This is a genomic window from Nocardia cyriacigeorgica GUH-2 (assembly GCF_000284035.1).
Classification (GTDB): domain Bacteria; phylum Actinomycetota; class Actinomycetes; order Mycobacteriales; family Mycobacteriaceae; genus Nocardia; species Nocardia cyriacigeorgica_B.
The window spans coordinates 4,663,093-4,680,579 of record NC_016887.1 but is presented as its reverse complement, the minus strand read 5'-3'; the positions used below and the strand labels follow the sequence as shown (position 1 = coordinate 4,680,579).

Genomic DNA, 17,487 nt, shown 5'->3' with positions numbered 1-17,487 from the left:
CGGGCTCAATCCAGCGTGTGCTGCAGGGCCTCGACCACGTTCGACGCCAGGTTCGGGTAGGTCCGCAGCTCGAGGTCGGCGAACTCGTCGGCCTCGTCATCGGGACGGACCTGGAGCAGACACAGCGTGCTGCCCTCGCGCAGCGCAGCGGCGAACAGGCGCGCCTCACGGCGCTCCGGATGCGCATGAGCTGCCGCGCGTCCGGCGGCATCGGCGGCGTCGTCATCGGCGAGCAGCGGCGTCAACGCATCGTCGAGGGTGCTCTCCGCTGTCGGCGGCAACACCACGATCTCCTGCACCAGCACGCACCCGGCGACCGCGGGCGGCCAGCTCGTCGTCGCGAGCATCTCCTCCAGCGCCCGCGAACCACCGGTCACATCCTCGGGAAACGGCTCCTGCGCAATCGGAGTCAGCTCATCGCCGGCATCGACCTGATCCGCGAGACCCGGCTCGGCCGCCACCAGATCGGCGGTCGGGACCAGCGCGAACATCTGCGGCGGCCGCCCCCACCCTTCGGCATCGACGAACTCGGCGACCTCCCGGACAGACCGGGCCAGGACCATCTCAGCATGCAGATCAGCGCTCACTGTGTTTATTTTGCGCCGCCTTCGGCGTCGCATGTTCGCGGCCCCCGGATGTCTCGCGTTTCCGCCGCCGCTGCTTGCCTTCGGCGTGCGCAGCGGCGGCCGCGTTCCCGCCCTCCCGCCTGTGCGGTGTCCGATTTCCGTAGAGTGGGCGCCAACGGTCCGAAATGGACCAATCGAACATCGGACTGCGGCGTGCAGACGTTGGCGCCGCCGGACCCTGGAGAGTGGCATCGTGGGCATGCGGCCCCCCTCGGGCTTACCTTCGTTGTCCCGCCGCAGCCGTGTGCTGCTGGTGGCGGCCGTCGTACTGGCGGCGCTACTGCTGGTGGGACCGCGACTGGTCGACACCTATACGAACTGGCTGTGGTTCGGCGAGGTCGGATTCCGTGGCGTGTACGTCACGGTGCTGTGGACCAGAATCCTGATCTTCGCCGTGGTGGGGCTGTTCGTCGGACTGGTGGTGTGGGCTGCGCTGGTGCTGGCCTACCGCTCCCGGCCGGTCTTCGTCCCGACGGCCGGGCCCAACGATCCGATCGCGCGCTACCGCACCACCGTGATGAGCCGGCTGAAGCTGTTCGGCATCGGTATCCCGGTGCTGCTCGGTGTGCTCTCCGGCCTGGTGGCGCAGTCGAATTGGGTCACCGTGCAGCTGTTCCTGCACGGCGGCTCGTTCGGTGAGACCGACCCGCAGTTCAACCTCGACGTCGGCTTCTACGCCTTCGACCTGCCGTTCTACCGGATGATCCTGAACTGGCTGTTCGTCGCTATCGTCATCGCGTTCTTCGCGAACCTGGTCACTCACTACGTGTTCGGCGGGCTGCGCCTGTCCGGGCGCGAGGGCACGCTCACCAATGCCGCGCGCATCCAGCTCGCGGCGCTGGCAGGCACCTTCGTCCTGCTCAAGGCCATCGCCTACTGGTTCGACCGCTACGAACTGCTGATGAGCAGCCGCAAGGAACCGACCTTCAACGGTGGTTCATTCACCGATATCAACGCGGTGCTGCCTGCCAAGCTGATCCTGCTGTCCATCGCGATCATCTGCGCCATCGCCTTCTTCGCCGGCATCGTGCTGCGCGATCTGCGGGTGCCGGCGATGGCGGCGGCGCTGCTGGTGCTGTCGTCGGTGCTGGTCGGTGCGGTCTGGCCGCTGATGGTCGAGCAGTTCTCGGTGCGCCCGAACGCCGCCGAGAAGGAAAGCGAATACATCGAGCGCAATATCGCCGCGACCCGCAAGGCCTACGGGATCACCGACGACAAGATCGACTACGTCTCCTACTCCGGCGAGAGCAGCAAGAACCCCGCCAGCGTCCCGGTCGATCACGCCACCATCGCCAACGCGCGGCTGCTCGATCCGAACATCCTGTCGCCCACGTTCACCCAGCTGCGTCAGCTGAAGAACTTCTACGGCTTCCCGGAATCGCTGGATATCGACCGCTACACCATCAACGGTGAGGTCCAGGACTTCATCGTCGGCGCCCGCGAGCTGTCGCCGTCCTCGCTGACCGGCAACCAGACCGATTGGATCAACAAGCACACCGTCTACACCCACGGCAACGGTTTCGTCGCCGCGCCCGCCAACCGCGTCAACCGGCCGCAGTCCGATGATCCGAACGCCGCAGGCGGCAGCAGCGATTCCGGTTACCCGATCTTCATGGTCAGCGATCTGTCCACGAAGAAGGAAGACCAGCGCATCAAGGTCGATCAGCCGCGCATCTACTACGGCGAGCTGATCTCCCAGTCGAACCCGGACTACGCGATCGTCGGCGCCACCGAGGGCCAGACGCCCCGCGAGTACGACACCGACAACGCCCGCTTCACCTACGACGGTGCCGGTGGCGTGCCGATCGGCAACTGGTTCAACCGCCTGGCTTTCGCCGCCAAGTACGCCGAGCGCAACATCCTGTTCTCCTCGGCCATCGGCGACGAGTCCAAGATCATCTACAACCGCGATCCGCGCGAGCGGGTGCAGAAGGTCGCGCCGTGGCTGACCACCGACGGCAACACCTACCCGGCAGTGGTGGACGGGCGCATCGTCTGGATCGTGGACGCCTACACCACGCTGGACAACTACCCCTACGCGCAGATCTCCTCGCTGGAAGGCGCGGTAGAGGACAGCATCGACCGCAAGACCGGCCGCTTGCTGCCGCGTAAGGAGGTCAGCTACATCCGCAACTCGGTGAAGGCGACCGTCGATGCCTACGACGGCACGGTCACTCTCTACGAGGTGGACTCCTCCGACCCGGTGCTGAAGGCCTGGCGCGGGGTGTTCCCGGACGCGGTGAAGCCGGCCAGCGAGGTCAGCCCCGAGCTGCGCGAGCACTTCCGCTACCCGGAGGACCTGTTCAAGGTGCAGCGGGAGATGCTGACCAAATACCACGTCGACGATCCGCGTGAGTTCTTCACCAACAACGCGTTCTGGTCGGTGCCCGCCGACCCGACCGTGGAGGGCGTGACGGCCAGCCAGCCGCCGTACTACGTGCTGCTCGGCGACCCGGAGACCGGTAAGCCGGTGTTCAACCTGACCAGCGCGATGGTCGGCTACAACCGGCAGTTCCTGTCGGCCTACATCTCGGTGCGCTCGGACCCGGCGGGTTACGGCAAGTTCCGCATCCTGCAATTGCCGACCGACACCCAGACCCAGGGTCCGCAGCAGACGCAGAACACGATGACGACGGCGCCGCAGGTCTCCCAGGAGAAGACGCTGCTGTCGAACTCGAACAAGATCAGATACGGCAACCTGCTGACCTTGCCGGTCGCCGATGGCGGCATCCTCTATGTCGAGCCGTTCTACAACGAGCGCAATACCGGCCCGAACACCGCCACCTTCCCGCAGCTGCTGCGAGTGCTGGTCAGCTACCGCGACCAGGCGGGCAGTGTGAAGGTCGGCTATGCCTCGACCCTGGCCGAGGCGCTGAACCAGGTGCTGCCCGGTGCGGGTGCCTTGGCGACGCCGCCGGGCGGTGATCCCGCGATCCGGCCGCAGCCGGGCACGGCACCGCCGGTCGAGGGTTCGGCGCCGCCGCCCGAGGAGAACGGCTCGCAGCCGCCGCCGGCCGAGGGAGCGACTCCGCCGCCGGCCGGTTCCTCGGGAGCCAAGGACGCTGCGGCCGCGGAGCTGGATCGCAAGATCGAGGCCGTGCGCACCGCGATGCGGACCGGCAACTTCGCCGACTTCGGTAAGGCGCTCGACGAGCTGGAGGCCGCGGTGAAGGCCTATCAGGACGCCGGACGCTGATCCAGTGAGCTCAGGAGCGAGGGCGCGGGGTTAGACCCTGCGCCCTCGTTCGTTTGTCGCCGCCGCAGGTAAGGCCCGGGACCCGCGGTTCGAGCAGCGGCCCTGGTCTGACCTACTGCCGTCGGTGAGCGGCAACAGGCGGGGGCGAAACGCAGAAACGGCGCTGTCATCCACTGGATGACAGCGCCGTTTCGTTCGCGCTGCTGAGTCGGGCGTCAGACGCCTACGGGACTCAGAGGTAGGCGCCGCACACCGGCCAGGCGCCGGGGCCCTGAGTGGCCAGCACGTTCTCGGCCACGCGGATCTGCTCTTCGCGGCTCGCGTTGTGCGCGTAGCCGGTGCCACCGTTGGCCTCCCAGGTGCTCTGCGAGAACTGCAGGCCGCCGTAGTAGCCGTTACCGGTGTTGATGGACCAGTCGCCGCCGCTCTCGCAGGCCGCGACAGCGTCCCAGTTGCCCGAGTAGGCCGAAGCGGTGGCGGTGGAAAGACCGAACGGGACGGCAACGAGAGCCCCAGCAATGGCGGTCAGGCCGAGGGCGCGGGTGCTGAACTTCCGGTTCTTAGTCATGTGGTTTCCCTCCCTGTGCCCACCAGCGCGGCGGATGTTCTCCGTCGGCCCCTGTCCCCAGGTGTGATGTCGGGGTACTCCGAACCGTGGGACAGGGTCTCCGGTGTTCGTCGGTTCGGGTTCTAGCCCATCTCGGTTTGATCCGGGCCGTGGCAACGACGGTAACGAACAAATCTCGTTCGATCACGTCTTGATAACTTCCAATTTATTGCCGGTGAATCCACGTGAATCGCTAGCATTAGAACGTATTCGCTGGTGAGAAACCGGTTTCGCCCGTACCCAAAGGCGATTGTGATAACACCGTTATGTGTTCGGGATCACTTGGATATCGTTGCCCGGGTCACACGAATGAGCGGTTTCCGGCCCTCGCTACCGACCGGCAATCGCACATCGAGGGTCGATGGGCGCGCCGATGCGGCGACGGGGTGGCCGCCGGCTCGGGGCATCGGTGAGTGCGCCGGAGGCGTCGCTGCACGCTCGCCCGCGGTCGGTTGCGTGGACGTCGAGAAGCCGTCCGAGGCGATTCGAAGATCCCGGAAACGGCCGCCGACCTGCCGGTTTGCCATCGCCGCGAACCCGTGTGTAATGTTGTGTTCACCGACGCGGGGTGGAGCAGCTCGGTAGCTCGCTGGGCTCATAACCCAGAGGTCGCAGGTTCAAATCCTGTCCCCGCTACTACAGAACCGGCCCGGAGGCACCAGCCTCCGGGCCGGTTCTTTTGCTGTGTCGGACCCCGTCCGCAGCGAGCTCCCGGCCGCTCCGACCAGCTTCGTGTGCGCCGGCGACACGCCGATCGAGAACCGGCAAGCATCCAGCAGTGCCAAGATATGACGAATTGCCGCGCACCCGCGTCGGTGTGCGCCTTGATTTCGGCGAGTCTCACAGACAAATGCGAATGATGATCGGATGACGCGCTGTATGTCTGCTTCGGGCCCACGGCAATTCGCCGGGGCCGCGTTGCGATCCGGCATCGACAGCCCGTCTCGGTGCCTCGCCAGGCGGCTTTCCAATGCCTACACGGCCGCCCGACGCGCGCTGACACCTGCCGTCCGCCGTTACGACGCCGAGCCACGGCACCGGCCCGCGGCGATGCCCGCCGCCGCGCTGACCCGCGACCATCGCCGCGCCGGCCCGCAACCATGCCCGCCGGGCCGCAGCGCGCTCGTATGGCACTCCGCCGACAACCGGGCGTCCTCGGCGCGGTCGCCCCGACGGCCTGATCCCTGTCCCTTCCACCATGCTGACCCCGCGAAATACCCCCGCCGCACAGGCGATTACGCTCTCGCGCCACAGGTGTGTAAGCTGGTCTTTACCGACGCGGGGTGGAGCAGCTCGGTAGCTCGCTGGGCTCATAACCCAGAGGTCGCAGGTTCAAATCCTGTCCCCGCTACAACAGTGGCCCGGAACCTTCGAGGTTCCGGGCCACAATCATTTTCGGCTCCGCTGCCCGGCCGCCGTCGCCCGCATCCCCACGCGGCCGCAAGCGCACTCGGTACACTGCCTGGCATGTCGGTGGTGTCGCCACAACCGCGGATGCCGGGGGCGGTCAGTGGGTACGAGGCTCGCTGGGAGCGGCACAACAGCGAGCGTCAGCTGACGATCCTGCGGGCCGCGGTCGAGCTGCTCGAGGAAAGCCCCGCCGGGGCCGATATCCCGGTGCATCGCATCGCCAAGCGGGCCGGGGTGGCCAAGTCGGTGGTGTATCGCCAGTTCAGCGGTCGCGAGGAGCTGGACCGGCGGATCCGGTCCTATCTGATCGACGATTTCGCCGCCCAGCTCGACGAACAACTCGACATGTCCACCGGCTCGGTGCGCGAGATCCTCACCCGCACCATCCGCGCCGTCGCGGACTGGATGTCGGATCATCCACGGCTGACCGAGTTCGCCCGGACCGGCCCGGCCGTCGAGGGTGAGGACACCGTCGACGCCGTCGCGAGCCTGAAACTGCGGATCGCCGCCCGCGGCACGGAGCTGATCTCCTCGGTCGCCCAGCTGATGGGCACCGATTCCAGCCCCTTCGACTCGGTGCCGTTCGCGGTGGTGACCATGGTCGAGGGCGTGCTGTCCACCTGGGTGGCCGACCCGGCGCCGGAGCGGACCAGGGTTCAGGTCGTCGACGAGCTGGCGACCATCACCTGGTTCGTCCTCGACGGCGCGGCGCGCACCAGCGGCATCCACGTGGACCCCGACCGTGAATTGGCCTCGATCCTGCGCGATTTCACCGGTGCGGCCGCGGGGTGAGCACTCAGGCCGCGCGCCGGACCCGGCGATCGGGTTCGCTGCGGTAGCGCGAGTAGTCGCCGCCGATGCCGAGTGCGTTCCACAACCGCCGCGTGACCGGGTTCATCAGCCCGATCTCGTCGGCCAGCGCACGCATATCACCGAAGTATCCGGACAGGATCTTGCGTGACTGCGGGCTGCGCCAGAACGCTTCCTTGATCACTTCGCGCGGAATGTCGAACTGCTTCGCGAACGAGCGCGGCGGCGCGATGATCTCGCCTGCGAGCCAGCGCATGGCCAGCGGGAACGCAATCGCGCAGACCTGCGTGCTGACCGGGTTCATCTTCGCGATGTGCGCCTTGAGGAATTCGCCGGCGAAGGAGATGTGCCTGGCCTCCTCGGCGATGTGGATCTCCATGGTGCGCAACACCATCGGCGGCATGTTCCCGCCGTCGCGGATCAGCGCCTTCTGGAAGTGGTCGATCGGTTCCTCACCGCCGAGGATGCCGATGAACAGCACGACATGGGCGTACCCGCCGGCCACACCGATGAACGGCGAGAGCGCCCGGAAGATCGGCCGCATGCCCGGCACATCCACGCCGATCCGGTTGACCAGCTCCTGGAACATCTGGATGTGGTTGCACTCTTCGGTCATCTCGTGCAAGCAGTAGCGGAACTCCGGCGACCCGTTGGGCAGCTTCATGATGTACTGCATCATTCCGCGGATCAGGATCGTCTCGAACGCGGCGCCGACCTTGATGGAATTGGCGACTCGCCATTTGCCGATCTCGATCTGCCGGTCCAGCGGCTGGTTCCGGTACCACTCGGTGGCGCCGAGCGGATCGATCTCGGGCGAGAGGACCCAGCGCGGGTCCTTCGGGTCCAGGGCCAGTTCCGGCGAATCCCAGTCGATGTCCAGGTACGGGTCGAAGCGCCGGTTGACCGACCCTTCCGACAGCGTGTGCAGGGCGTCCCGGTAGTCCTTACCGACATCCTGGGTGAGCGGCACAGTCGACGGCGTCATCGGAGTCTCCTCGTGCGTGTGGTGTAGGTCTCGCTATCTCCAATTTACTGAGACTTGGCGTCTCAGTAAACCCCACATACAGGCCGGTATGAAATTGATGCCGTCGTCATCGGTGGGAAATGCGCTGATCAGCGCGAATGCGCCAGCAGCGCGGTGCGCGGATCGCCTTCGCTCACCACGCGCCCATCGCGCAGGTGAACGCAGTGGTCGGCGCGGAGGGCGTCGTCCAGGTCGTGCGTCGCGTGCACCACGGTCACGCCCGCGGCACTCGCGTCGGCGATCGCGCGGCTGATCTGGTCGCGAGCCTCGGTGTCGAGTCCGGTCGTCGGTTCGTCGAGTAGCAGTAGCCGGGACTGCTGGGCGAGCGCCTGGGCCAGCAGCGCGCGCTGACGCTGACCGCCGGAGAGGGTGTCGAGCCTGCGGTCGGCCAACTCGGTGACGGCCAGGCGATCCATGCTCTCGGCGACGATCGCGTGGTCGGCGCCGGTGAGCCTGCGCCACGGTCTGCGATGGGCCCAGCGACCCATCGTCACCGTCTCCCGGACGGTGATCGGCAGAGTAGGTGCTACCGCGCTCTGCTGGACCACCAGCGCCGGCTGCAGTCCGTCGCGTCCGGTGATGGTGCCGGCCAGTAGCGGCACGACGCCGGCGAGCGCGGCCAGCAGCGTCGACTTGCCCGAGCCGTTGGGTCCGAGCAATGCGGTGACTTTGCCGCTGGGCAGGGTCGCGGAGACCTCGTGCAGCACCCGGGTGCCGTGGTAGCCCGCGCTGACTCCGGCCAGCCGGATATCCGGTGTTTGCACGATGCGACTCCCGTCACTTAACTTGTAATGAAAATCGTTTCCATTCTAGGGTGTCGCATCATGGATTGGCTATTCGCCCCGTTCGAGGTGTCTTTCGTGCAACGGGCGCTGTGGGGTGGATTGCTGGTCTCGTGCCTGTGCGCGGTCGCCGGGACGTGGGTTGTGGTGCGCGGCATGGCATTTCTCAGTGACGCGATGGCGCACGGCATGCTGCCCGGGGTGGCGATCGCCTCGCTGCTCGGTGGCAATCTGCTGCTGGGTGCGGCGGCCAGTGCGGCCGCGATGGCCGTCGGAGTGACTGTGCTGAGCCGCAATCGGCGGATGTCGGCCGACACCGGGATCGGCCTGTTGTTCGTTGGCATGCTGGCGCTCGGTGTGATCATCGTGTCGCGGTCGCAGTCGTTCGCGGTGGATCTCACCGGATTTCTCTTCGGCGATGTCTTGGCCACCAGCCGCCAGGATCTGCTGTTCCTGGTAGCCGCCTTGCTGATCGCGCTGGTGGTGACGGTGCTCGGGCACCGCGCATTCCTGGCGCTCACCTTCGATCCACGCATCGCCCAGACCCTCGGGCTGGCCCCTCGACGCGCCCAGTTCGCGCTGGTCGGATTGCTGACGCTGGCGATCGTGGCCTCCTTCCATATCGTCGGGACGCTGCTGGTGTTCGGCCTGCTCATCGCGCCCCCGGCCGCGGCTTTGTTCTTCGCCCACCGGATTCCGGCGGTGATGGTGCTCGCGGCGGTGTTCGGGTCGGCCTCGACCGTCATCGGGCTACTGATCTCCTGGCATGCCGGGACAGCGGCGGGCGCGACCATTGCCGGGACCGCGGTGGGGCTGTTCTTCGTGTCGGCCCTGGTATCGCGCCTGCGGGAGTGGGTGACGCTGCGTGCCGCCACCACGCCGGTGACGGTGGCCGCGGCGCTGGCGCTGGCCTTCCCGCTGGTCGGATGCGGTGCGGGCACCGAGTCGGCGCCCGCCGAGCCGACGCCACACGGCTACGTTGCCGGCGCCGAGGAGACGGCCGAGGCACAGCCGAGACTCGTTGTCGCAGACCGGGGTTCCGGTGCGGTGCGGGTGGTCGATCTGATCACCGAGGAGGTGACCGAGCTCGGATCGGTCGACGGCGTCAGCGCGATCGCCGGCGACGGCCGCTACGCCTATCTGTCGGCCCAGGGCTCGACGCGGGTGGTCGACAGCGGGAGCTGGATGGTCGACCACGGCGATCATGTGCACTACTACCGCGCCGCCGCGCGCGAGCTCGGCCAGCTCGGCGCGGCTGCGGTAACCGGCGCCTACAGCGATAAATCCGTGGCCACGGTGATCGGCGACGCCGGGACCACCGTCGTGGATCGCACGGCTTTGGATGAGGGATCCGTGCGCGAACTCGACGCGCTGGCGGGCGCGATCGGTGTGCCGTACGCAGGACGGCTGGTCGTTGCGTCGTCGGGCCGGATCGAGGTGCGCTCGCGTGACGGTGCCGAGGTGACCGCGCTGGACACGCCGTGCCCGAATCCGCGCGGCCAGGCCCTCACCCGCCGGGGTGTGGTGATCGGTTGTGCCGACGGCGCAGTCCTGGTGGCAGAACAGGATTCGCGGTTCACGGCCACGAAGATCTCCGACGGCATGGGCGAGCCCGCCGACGCGTTCTTCCATCGCCCCGGCAGCACCACGCTGGTGACGCGCTCGGGCCCGGACGCCGTCGCGGTCCTCGAGGTGAGCAGCCGGCGGTGGTCGCGCATCAGCACAGGACCGGTGGTCGCGACCAATACCGCGGGAGCAGGCACCCCGATCATGGTGCTCACCGCCGACGGCGTCCTGCACGGCTACGACCCGGTGAGCGGCGCCGAGATCGCACGCACGACCGTGCTCGCCGCGCCGCTCGCGCCCGGCGCGCCCGCGCCGGTGATCGTGGTGGACAGCAACCGCGCCTACGTCAACGATCCGGCCGCCCGGGTCGTGCACGAGATCGATTACAACGACAACCTGCGTATCGCACGGACTTTCACCCTCGATATCGCACCGGACCTGATGGTGGAGACCGGCCGATGACCCTGCTCGCCCGCCTGACCGTCGCCTTGCTCGCGGCGATGATTGCCCTGACCGGATGTGCCGATTCCGGTTCCGAGCGCGGCGGTGTCGTGGTCACGACCGACATCCTCGGCGACATCACCCAGGTGATCGTCGGTGACGGGGCCCCGGTGACCGTTCTCATGCCGCGCGCGGGCGACCCGCATTCGTTCGCGGTGTCGGCGCAGCAGGCCGCCGGGCTCGAGCAGGCCGGCTTGATCGTCGCCAATGGACTCGGCCTGGAAGAGGGCGTGCTCCGCAATGTCGACGCCGCCGCCGACGCCGGAGTGGCGACGGTGTACGTCGGCGAGGAGATCGACCCGATCGCCTTCGGTTCCGGTGCGACGGCCGGACAGCCCGACCCGCATTTCTGGACCGACCCGCAGCGAGTACGCCGCGCGGTCGAGGTCATCCGAGATCAGGTGATCGAGCACGTGCCCGGAGTCGACGACGCCGCCATCCGCGCCAATGCCGACCGCTACCTCGCCGAACTGGACGGGCTCGCCACCTGGATGACCGAGCGTTTCGCGACCGTGCCCGCCGAGCGCCGCAAGCTCGTCACCAACCATCACGTCTTCGGCTATCTGGCGCAGCGTTTTGGTTTCGAGGTGGTCGGGGCGGTGATTCCGAGCGGTACCACTTTGGCGTCACCGAGTCCGTCGGATCTGGCGGAACTGGCCGCCACCATCCGTAGCGCCGCCGTGCCGGCGGTTTTCGCCGATACGGCGCAACCGGACCGGCTCGCCCGAGTGCTGGCCGAGCAGGCGGGCGTGCAGGTGCGGGTGGTCGGGCTGCATTCGGAATCGCTCACCCCGCCAGGACAGGGCGCGGGCAGCTACCTGGAGATGATGCGCGCCAATACCGACGCCATCGTCGCCGGCCTGGCCCCGTGATGCCACGCACCGAGAACTTCAACAGTACAACGGAAACGGAGCAACATGCGTACTCGGACCCGCACCACCACGGTGGCGCTCTCGGGCCTGCTCACCGCGGCGATCGCGCTCAGCGGCTGTAGCAGCGACGAGACGGAGCAGGCACAACCCGCCGTCGCCGCCCCGCTCGCGCTCACCTACGACGGCGGCATCTACCTGCTCGACCCGGACACCCTCGCCACCACCGGCGAGCTCGAGCTGCCGGGCTTCAACCGCCTGAACCCGGCCGGCGACGACCGGCACATGCTGGTCTCCACCGCCGATGGTTTCCGCGTGCTCGACGCCGTCGAGGGCCGGTTCACCGGGGTCGAGTTCCCCGCCGCGAAGCCGGGCCACGTCGTCCGGCATGCCGGACGGACCGTGCTGTTCGCCGACGGCAGTGGTGAAGTCACCTCCTTCGACCCCACGCAGCTCGGCGGGGACAAGCCCGAGACCGAGGTGTATCAGGCGCCCGCACCGCATCACGGCGTCGCGGTCGAGATGGCCGGTGGGGAACTGGTGGTGACGGTCGGTACCGAGGAATCCCGCAACGGGATCGTGGTGCTCGACGCCGACCGCAAGGAGATCGCCCGCAACGAGGACTGCCCCGGCGTGCACGGCGAGGCGACCGCACAGGGTGAGGCGGTGGTGGTCGGCTGCCAGACCGGCGCGCTGATCTACCGCGACGGCGCGATCACCAAGGTCACCAGCCCGACGCCGTATGGGCGCATCGGCAACCAGGCCGGCAGCGAGGCCTCGCCCATCGTGCTCGGCGACTACAAACAGGACAAAGACGCCGAACTCGAACGGCCGCAGCAGATTTCGCTGATCGATACCACCACCGGCACGCTGCGGCTGGTCGATATCGGCACCAGCTACACCTTCCGGTCGCTGGCGCGGGGACCGCAGGGCGAGGCGCTGGTGCTCGGCACCGACGGCAAGATCCACGTCATCGATCCGGTCGCCGGCACGGTCACCAAGACCATTCCGGTCATCGACCCCTGGCAGGAACCGCTGGAATGGCAGCAGCCGCGTCCGGCGCTGTTCGTCCGCGACGGCATCGCCTACGTCACCGATCCCGCGAAGAAATCGGTACACCGGGTCGATCTCGCGGCCGGCACCGTGACGGCCTTGGCGACCCTGCCGGAAAGCCCGAACGAACTCAGCGGCGTGAGTTCCTGACGCTGTGCACGGGCTGACCTGATCGGCCGTCGGCAGCCTGGGCTGTCGGCGGCCAGGCCGGAAAGCAAGCAACCCCACCGAGCCCGAATCGAGATTAGGCTACCCATACCCGAGGTTCCTTCCCTGGCATCGGCCGTCGCGGCGGCAGGAAGAGGTGGATCTGATGAGCGGTGACGTCGGGCTCAGCGGCATCCCGCTGACCATGCTCTGGACGTAGCACAATCGGGCCAGTGAATCGTTGCGTTCCGACGCGATCCTGCGCGACCCGGACTGCGAACGCATCTACCAGTCCATCGACTTCGACTACGCGAAGGCCTTCGGCAAGCCCGACGGCACCCACGCCGTCCGCTCGGTCCGCTTCGACGAGGTGCTCCGTCCCTGGCTGGCCGCCCACCCCGGCGGCACCGTGGTGGAACTGGCGGCCGGGCTGGAAACCCAGTTCCAGCGCTGCGACGACGGTACGGTGCGCTGGCTGTGCGTCGATGTGCCGGAGGCGATCGAGATCCGCGAGCGGTTCCTGCCCGCGTCCGAGCGCTGCCGTCATCTGCCGGTCAGCGCGCTGGACCTGTCCTGGCTCGATCGGGTGGAGCAGCCCGAACGCGGCGTCTTCGTCTCGGCGCAGGGGCTTTTCATGTACTTCGAGCCCGATGATGTGCGCCGGCTGTGTGTGGCCATCGTCGAGCGGTTCCCCGGCGTCGAGCTGATGTTCGATACGATCCCGCCGTGGTTCTCGCGCAAGACCATGAAGGGTTTCCAGCCGACGCCCGCCTATACGACCCCGCCGATGCCGTGGGGCGTGAAACGCAGCCGCATCGAGGGGCTGTTGCGGCAGTGGAGCCCGAAGATCGCGGAGGTCCGGGTGGCGTCGTATGGTCCCTCGCACGGCGTGCTGGCCGTGAGCGCGCCGATCTTCGACCGGCTGCCGGTGCTGCGCGATATCCCGCCGAGCATCGTGTGGGTGCGGGCGCAGGGGTAGGGGAGACGTCCAGGTTCGGCCCGGTCAGACCTCGCGGCTCACACCGCAGGAGACCGCGTAGGGCACGGTCCGGCTGCTTCAAGGCTGGTCCGGCACCAGCTCGGTGAACACCACCACGTGATGGATTCGCGGTGCGTCCAGGTCGAATTCGAGTGCGATCACCGCAGGGGCACCGTCCAATTCGACGCTTGCCGTCACCGACCGCCCGGCCGCGATCACCTTCCCGGCCCGCAGCCCCTCCTCGGCCCGCTCGGTGAACTCGTCGGCGGAAACCACCGTGCCCGCGGGACATTCGATCACCGTGCCGGCCCCGAGCAGCCGGCGCACATGGGCGGTATCGCCCGAAGCGGCCGCGTCGAACAACTCCGCCGCCACCCGCTTCCCCGCGCGACCCACCCCGGTGAATCCGCGCGCCATCCCCGCCGCACCGGTCAACCCCTGATTGCGCACCAGCGCAGCACCGAGCTGCATTCCCGCCCCGAATCCGCGCGTGCCCGTGCGCAGTAGCTGAGCGACCATCGCCGGCAGCTCCCAATGCGCGGCGAGATGGGAGATACGCAGCTCACCATCGATCTCGCTCAGGTCGTAGCGCAGATGCATCGGCACCAGCACCTGCGCGCCGGTCGACATGGTGGTCCGGATGTGCAGATCGCGCACGACAACGCCCGGCCCGGTGAAATCGTGGTCCACCTCGAACTCGATGGTGTTGGGCGCGATGAAGGTATCGAAGAACTTCTCGATGGCCGCACGGCCGGTGTGCGGGCGGGCACCGACCGGATCGCGCACCGTCGCATCGGCGGTGAACAGGCCGACCCAGGTCTGCCGGTCATGCGCGGCGACCGCCCGTGGCGAAGCCTGTACGGCGGCGAGCAGGCTCGCACCGGATGCGTCCAGGGGCACAGCGAACTCCTTCGTCGAACGAACCGCGATACGGCGGCCCGGTCCCATAGTAGAACGAGTTCTAGTTTCGTGCGTGCCCGTGAGCGTCCTGGCGGTGTCGATGCCCCGGTGAACTGGGGCTTTCCCGCCTGCGACACTCTGTCACACTGGAGTGATACCGAACCGCTCCCGTTCGGGGGCGCGTCGGCCGGACGAACGGAGGCCGGGCATGGGCAGCGCCGAAATCCAGCAGAATCTGAACCGTCTGCTCCAGACCATCCAGACCGCGCTCTTCCTGCTGATCGTCTCCTGGTAGGCGGCGCCTGCCGGTCACGCCTCGAGGCCGGCGCGGATGACCTTTCCGGTCGCATTGCGCGGCAGCGCGGTGGTGGTGAGCCGCCAGCGGGCCGGGACCTTGTAGTACGCCAGGCGGTCGGCGGCGAACGCGCGCAACTCGTCTTCATCGGTGGCCGTTGCGCTTTCGACGACCACCACCGCGGCCACCGCCTGCCCCAGGTCCGGATCGGGCACGCCGATCACCGCGCTCTCCAGCACCGCCGGATGCTCGTCGAGGCATTGCTCGATCTCGGTGGGATAGACGTTCTCCCCACCGCGCAGGATCAGATCCGACCGCCGCCCGGACAGCCGCAACCGGCCGCCCTCGAGTACGCCGATATCGCCGGTGCGCAGTTTGCGGTCCGGGGTGATCGCGGCCGCGGTCGCGGCGGGATCGTTCCAGTAGCCGAGCATCACGTACGGCCCGTGCACCCAGATCTCGCCCTCCTCGCCGTCGGGGAGTTGGGCGCCGGTCTCGTCGTGGATCTCCACCGTGACGCCGAGCACCGGACGACCGACGGTATCCGGGAACGCGGCGAGTTCGGCCGGCGCGGCCAGGGTGGCCGCCGTACTGCATTCGGTGAGGCCGTAGCTGGTGACCAGCGCGGTGCGGGCCACCGGAAGCTGCTCGCGCAGCCGCTGCTGCAAGGCCGCCGACGACGGCGCCGAATTCAGCGAGAACGCCCGCAGCGAGGACAGATCGTAGGCGCCGAGATCGCAGGCCAGCATCCGCGTCGCCATGGTTGGCATGGCGCCCCAGTTGCTGACCCGCTCGCGCTCGATCAGCCGCAGCACCCGGTCGGCATCGAACGAGCCCTGGTGTATGACCGCGGTATCGCCGCTGACCAGGCGCGGAACGACCAGATTGTGCAGGCTGGCGATGTGGAACAGGGGTGAGGTGAGCAGGAAACGCCTACCGCCATTGTCGGGCGTGCCGGTCATTTCGGCGGCGAGCGCGTCGTTGAAGCGGTGATAGCCGATGACGGCGATGACGTTGCGATGCGAATGCGTCACGCCCTTGGGGCGGCCGCTGGTGCCGCTGGTGTAGAGGATGACGGCGGGATCGTCCTCGTCGACCGGAGTGTTCGGCAGCTCGTCGCCGGCGAACTCGGCGATCAGCGCCGGTACGTCGTCCTCCATGGTGAGCACGGGAACGTCGAGGCCGAGTTCGGCGACGCGGGCGGCGCGTGGGGCGTCGGCGATCAGCACCGACGGTGTCGTGTGGCCGACGCCGTAGGAGATCTCCGGCGGCGCCCACCACGCGTTGTAGCCCACCGCGATGGCGCCGAGGCATTGCGCCGCCCAGAACGCCACCACCCATTCGGGCGTATTCGCGGCCAGGATGCCGACCCGATCGCCCTTGCCGACGCCGTAGCGATCGCGCAATGCCCGCGCCAGCGCTCCCGCCGCGGCCGCGTGCTCGGTGAACGACAGGCGGGTGTGCTCGGTGACCAGATAGTCGCGATCGCCCCAGCGGGTGGAGGCCGCGAGGACGTCGGCCAGGCTGCGTTCGCGGTGCACGAGCAGCGGTGTGGGTGCGCCGAGCACCTGCTGCACGGTCATCTCGAACGGCCCGCCGGGGCCGGTGAGCCGGCCGATGGCGGCCATGGTGCGTGCCTGCTGATCGACGGTTTCGGTCATCGCGGTTCCTGCCGTTCGTTGCTCCCGCCGGGCCTCGCGGCCGCCGGGCTTACCCGTTCCGGGCTCGCGCACCAAGGCAACGTTCCCTAGAACGTGTTCTATTCTTATCGCAACCGGCTCGTCGCGGTAGCGGGATCGGCCCGATCGATGCGGATCGGGCGACGGCGTCCGGGAACGTTCGCGTGGGCCGGATTCGCCGGGTGCGGGGAGAACCTGTCGGTGGGGTGCGGCATCATCTGTGCACGCAGGCCCTGTCACGTCACGCGAGAATTGCCCGGAGAGCACCATGTCGTCGCCGCGAACACAGTCCAAGAACACACCGCAACCCTTGTCGGACACCGAGATTGCGCAGATCGCCACCGAGATCGCCGACGGCCGACCACCCATGGTGTGGTTCACCGCGGCGGCTGTGGGAATTCCGGAAGGGCGTTCGGGCAAGGTCATCGCTCTCGGTGAGCCCGCCGACGGGGATTTTCTGCAGATCCGGCCCACCGGTTCCAAGGATGTCCTGTCCTTTTCCCCGGCCGAGGTGACGATGACCAAGCCCGCGCGCGACCGGGCCGCCGCCCAGAAGTCGACCACCAGGAAGGAATCACCCACCGTGACCAAGCCGTCGGCCCCGACGAGCACCGCGTCCACCCCGGCCGCGCCGCAGCCGGCCCCCAAGCCCGCCGCCGAGAAGCCGGCCCCCGCTGCCTCGAACGGTGCGGCGAAACCGGCCCCCGCGAACCGGCCCGCCCCGCCCGCGCAGCCGAAGCCGGCCGCCAAAGCGCCCGCGCGCAAGGCGAAGTCGGCCGAGGTCACCGTCACCATCAGCGGCACCGCCGACGGTGAGTGGAGCGTCGATGTGGTCAACGGCAAGAAGCGCACCGTGCGGGCGCTGCCGGTGAACAGCGCCGCGGTCGCGCAGGCGGCCAAGCTGCTGCATCCCGAGGTCGCCGAGGTGGTCGGCGGGATCATGGAAGCCGTCCGGGAAGCGCAGCTGGCCAAGGTCGAGCAGTTACAGGCCGAATTGGAGGAGGCCAGGAAGCTGCTCGCCGAGCTGCCCGACTGACGGCCGG

At 68.2% G+C, this 17,487-nt stretch carries 12 protein-coding genes, 2 tRNA genes and 1 pseudogene; 9 read left to right on the top strand and 6 right to left on the bottom strand.

The window, feature by feature from the left end; translation table 11 throughout:
• Positions 1-5 precede the first annotated feature (5 nt).
• Entirely contained in the window at positions 6-563 is a 558-nt protein-coding gene (locus NOCYR_RS21250; protein WP_014352463.1) for a PPA1309 family protein, read from the bottom strand.
• A gap of 256 nt (positions 564-819) precedes the next feature.
• Here NOCYR_RS21250 and NOCYR_RS21245 point away from each other — a divergent pair, with 256 nt between their 5' ends.
• On the top strand, positions 820-3,822 hold the full coding sequence (locus tag NOCYR_RS21245) for a UPF0182 family protein (protein ID WP_048833584.1): 3,003 nt from the start codon (positions 820-822) through the stop codon (positions 3,820-3,822).
• Between the two features lie 235 nt (positions 3,823-4,057).
• On the opposite strand, the pseudogene NOCYR_RS21240 reads toward NOCYR_RS21245, so the two are convergent.
• Positions 4,058-4,390: pseudogene (locus NOCYR_RS21240) on the bottom strand (transglycosylase family protein); the annotation flags it as partial.
• Between the two features lie 601 nt (positions 4,391-4,991).
• On the opposite strand from NOCYR_RS21240, the gene NOCYR_RS21235 reads away from it, so the two are divergent.
• The 3 genes from NOCYR_RS21235 to NOCYR_RS21225 all read left to right on the top strand — a co-directional run bounded on the left by NOCYR_RS21235 (position 4,992) and on the right by NOCYR_RS21225 (position 6,631).
• Positions 4,992-5,065 (top strand) — tRNA-Met (locus NOCYR_RS21235).
• A 641-nt stretch (positions 5,066-5,706) separates the two neighbouring features.
• A tRNA-Met gene (locus tag NOCYR_RS21230) sits at positions 5,707-5,780 on the top strand.
• A gap of 116 nt (positions 5,781-5,896) precedes the next feature.
• Positions 5,897-6,631, top strand: coding sequence for a TetR/AcrR family transcriptional regulator (locus NOCYR_RS21225; RefSeq protein ID WP_081505473.1), 735 nt, complete (start codon positions 5,897-5,899; stop codon positions 6,629-6,631).
• Positions 6,632-6,635: 4 nt separating this feature from the next.
• On the opposite strand, the gene NOCYR_RS21220 is transcribed toward NOCYR_RS21225, so the two are convergent.
• Positions 6,636-7,634: an AurF N-oxygenase family protein gene (locus NOCYR_RS21220; protein ID WP_014352459.1), complete on the bottom strand. Its 999-nt coding sequence runs from the start codon at positions 7,632-7,634 to the stop codon at positions 6,636-6,638.
• A 128-nt stretch (positions 7,635-7,762) separates the two neighbouring features.
• Positions 7,763-8,437: a zinc ABC transporter ATP-binding protein AztA gene (aztA, locus tag NOCYR_RS21215; RefSeq protein WP_014352458.1), complete on the bottom strand. Its 675-nt coding sequence runs from the start codon at positions 8,435-8,437 to the stop codon at positions 7,763-7,765.
• Between the two features lie 60 nt (positions 8,438-8,497).
• Between aztA and aztB the strand changes: the two genes are divergently transcribed.
• From aztB to NOCYR_RS21195, 4 genes are all read left to right on the top strand, one after another.
• A complete protein-coding gene (gene aztB, locus NOCYR_RS21210; RefSeq protein ID WP_014352457.1) occupies positions 8,498-10,483 on the top strand; it encodes a zinc ABC transporter permease AztB in 1,986 nt (661 codons plus the stop codon).
• Entirely contained in the window at positions 10,480-11,394 is a 915-nt protein-coding gene (aztC, locus tag NOCYR_RS21205; protein ID WP_014352456.1) for a zinc ABC transporter substrate-binding protein AztC, read from the top strand. Before aztB ends, aztC begins: the two co-directional genes overlap by 4 nt.
• 45 nt (positions 11,395-11,439) lie before the next feature.
• The gene (gene aztD, locus NOCYR_RS21200; RefSeq protein WP_014352455.1) at positions 11,440-12,594 is read left to right on the top strand and encodes a zinc metallochaperone AztD; all 1,155 of its coding nucleotides are present in this window, start codon (positions 11,440-11,442) and stop codon (positions 12,592-12,594) included.
• Positions 12,595-12,832: 238 nt separating this feature from the next.
• Complete coding sequence (locus NOCYR_RS21195) at positions 12,833-13,570, top strand: class I SAM-dependent methyltransferase (RefSeq protein WP_014352454.1); 738 nt, start codon at positions 12,833-12,835, stop codon at positions 13,568-13,570.
• A 78-nt stretch (positions 13,571-13,648) separates the two neighbouring features.
• On the opposite strand, the gene NOCYR_RS21190 is transcribed toward NOCYR_RS21195, so the two are convergent.
• On the bottom strand, positions 13,649-14,470 hold the full coding sequence (locus NOCYR_RS21190) for a nuclear transport factor 2 family protein (protein WP_014352453.1): 822 nt from the start codon (positions 14,468-14,470) through the stop codon (positions 13,649-13,651).
• 309 nt (positions 14,471-14,779) lie between these two features.
• On the bottom strand, positions 14,780-16,426 hold the full coding sequence (locus NOCYR_RS21185) for a class I adenylate-forming enzyme family protein (RefSeq protein ID WP_014352452.1): 1,647 nt from the start codon (positions 16,424-16,426) through the stop codon (positions 14,780-14,782).
• Positions 16,427-16,754: 328 nt separating this feature from the next.
• On the opposite strand from NOCYR_RS21185, the gene NOCYR_RS21180 reads away from it, so the two are divergent.
• Positions 16,755-17,480 (top strand): DUF6319 family protein, encoded by a 726-nt coding sequence (locus NOCYR_RS21180; RefSeq protein ID WP_014352451.1) that lies wholly within the window; start codon positions 16,755-16,757, stop codon positions 17,478-17,480.
• The last annotated feature ends 7 nt before the right edge of the window (positions 17,481-17,487 follow it).

Bases quoted from the DNA above. Each gene is read 5' to 3' on its own strand.
- NOCYR_RS21250 (WP_014352463.1), bottom strand. From the start codon at position 563: ATGGTCCTGGCCCGGTCTGTCCGGGAGGTCGCCGAGTTCGTCGATGCC.
- NOCYR_RS21225 (WP_081505473.1), top strand. From the start codon at position 5,897: ATGTCGGTGGTGTCGCCACAACCGCGGATGCCGGGGGCGGTCAGTGGG.
- NOCYR_RS21220 (WP_014352459.1), bottom strand. From the start codon at position 7,634: ATGACGCCGTCGACTGTGCCGCTCACCCAGGATGTCGGTAAGGACTAC.
- aztB (WP_014352457.1), top strand. From the start codon at position 8,498: ATGGATTGGCTATTCGCCCCGTTCGAGGTGTCTTTCGTGCAACGGGCG.
- aztC (WP_014352456.1), top strand. From the start codon at position 10,480: ATGACCCTGCTCGCCCGCCTGACCGTCGCCTTGCTCGCGGCGATGATT.
- aztD (WP_014352455.1), top strand. From the start codon at position 11,440: ATGCGTACTCGGACCCGCACCACCACGGTGGCGCTCTCGGGCCTGCTC.
- NOCYR_RS21185 (WP_014352452.1), bottom strand. From the start codon at position 16,426: ATGACCGAAACCGTCGATCAGCAGGCACGCACCATGGCCGCCATCGGC.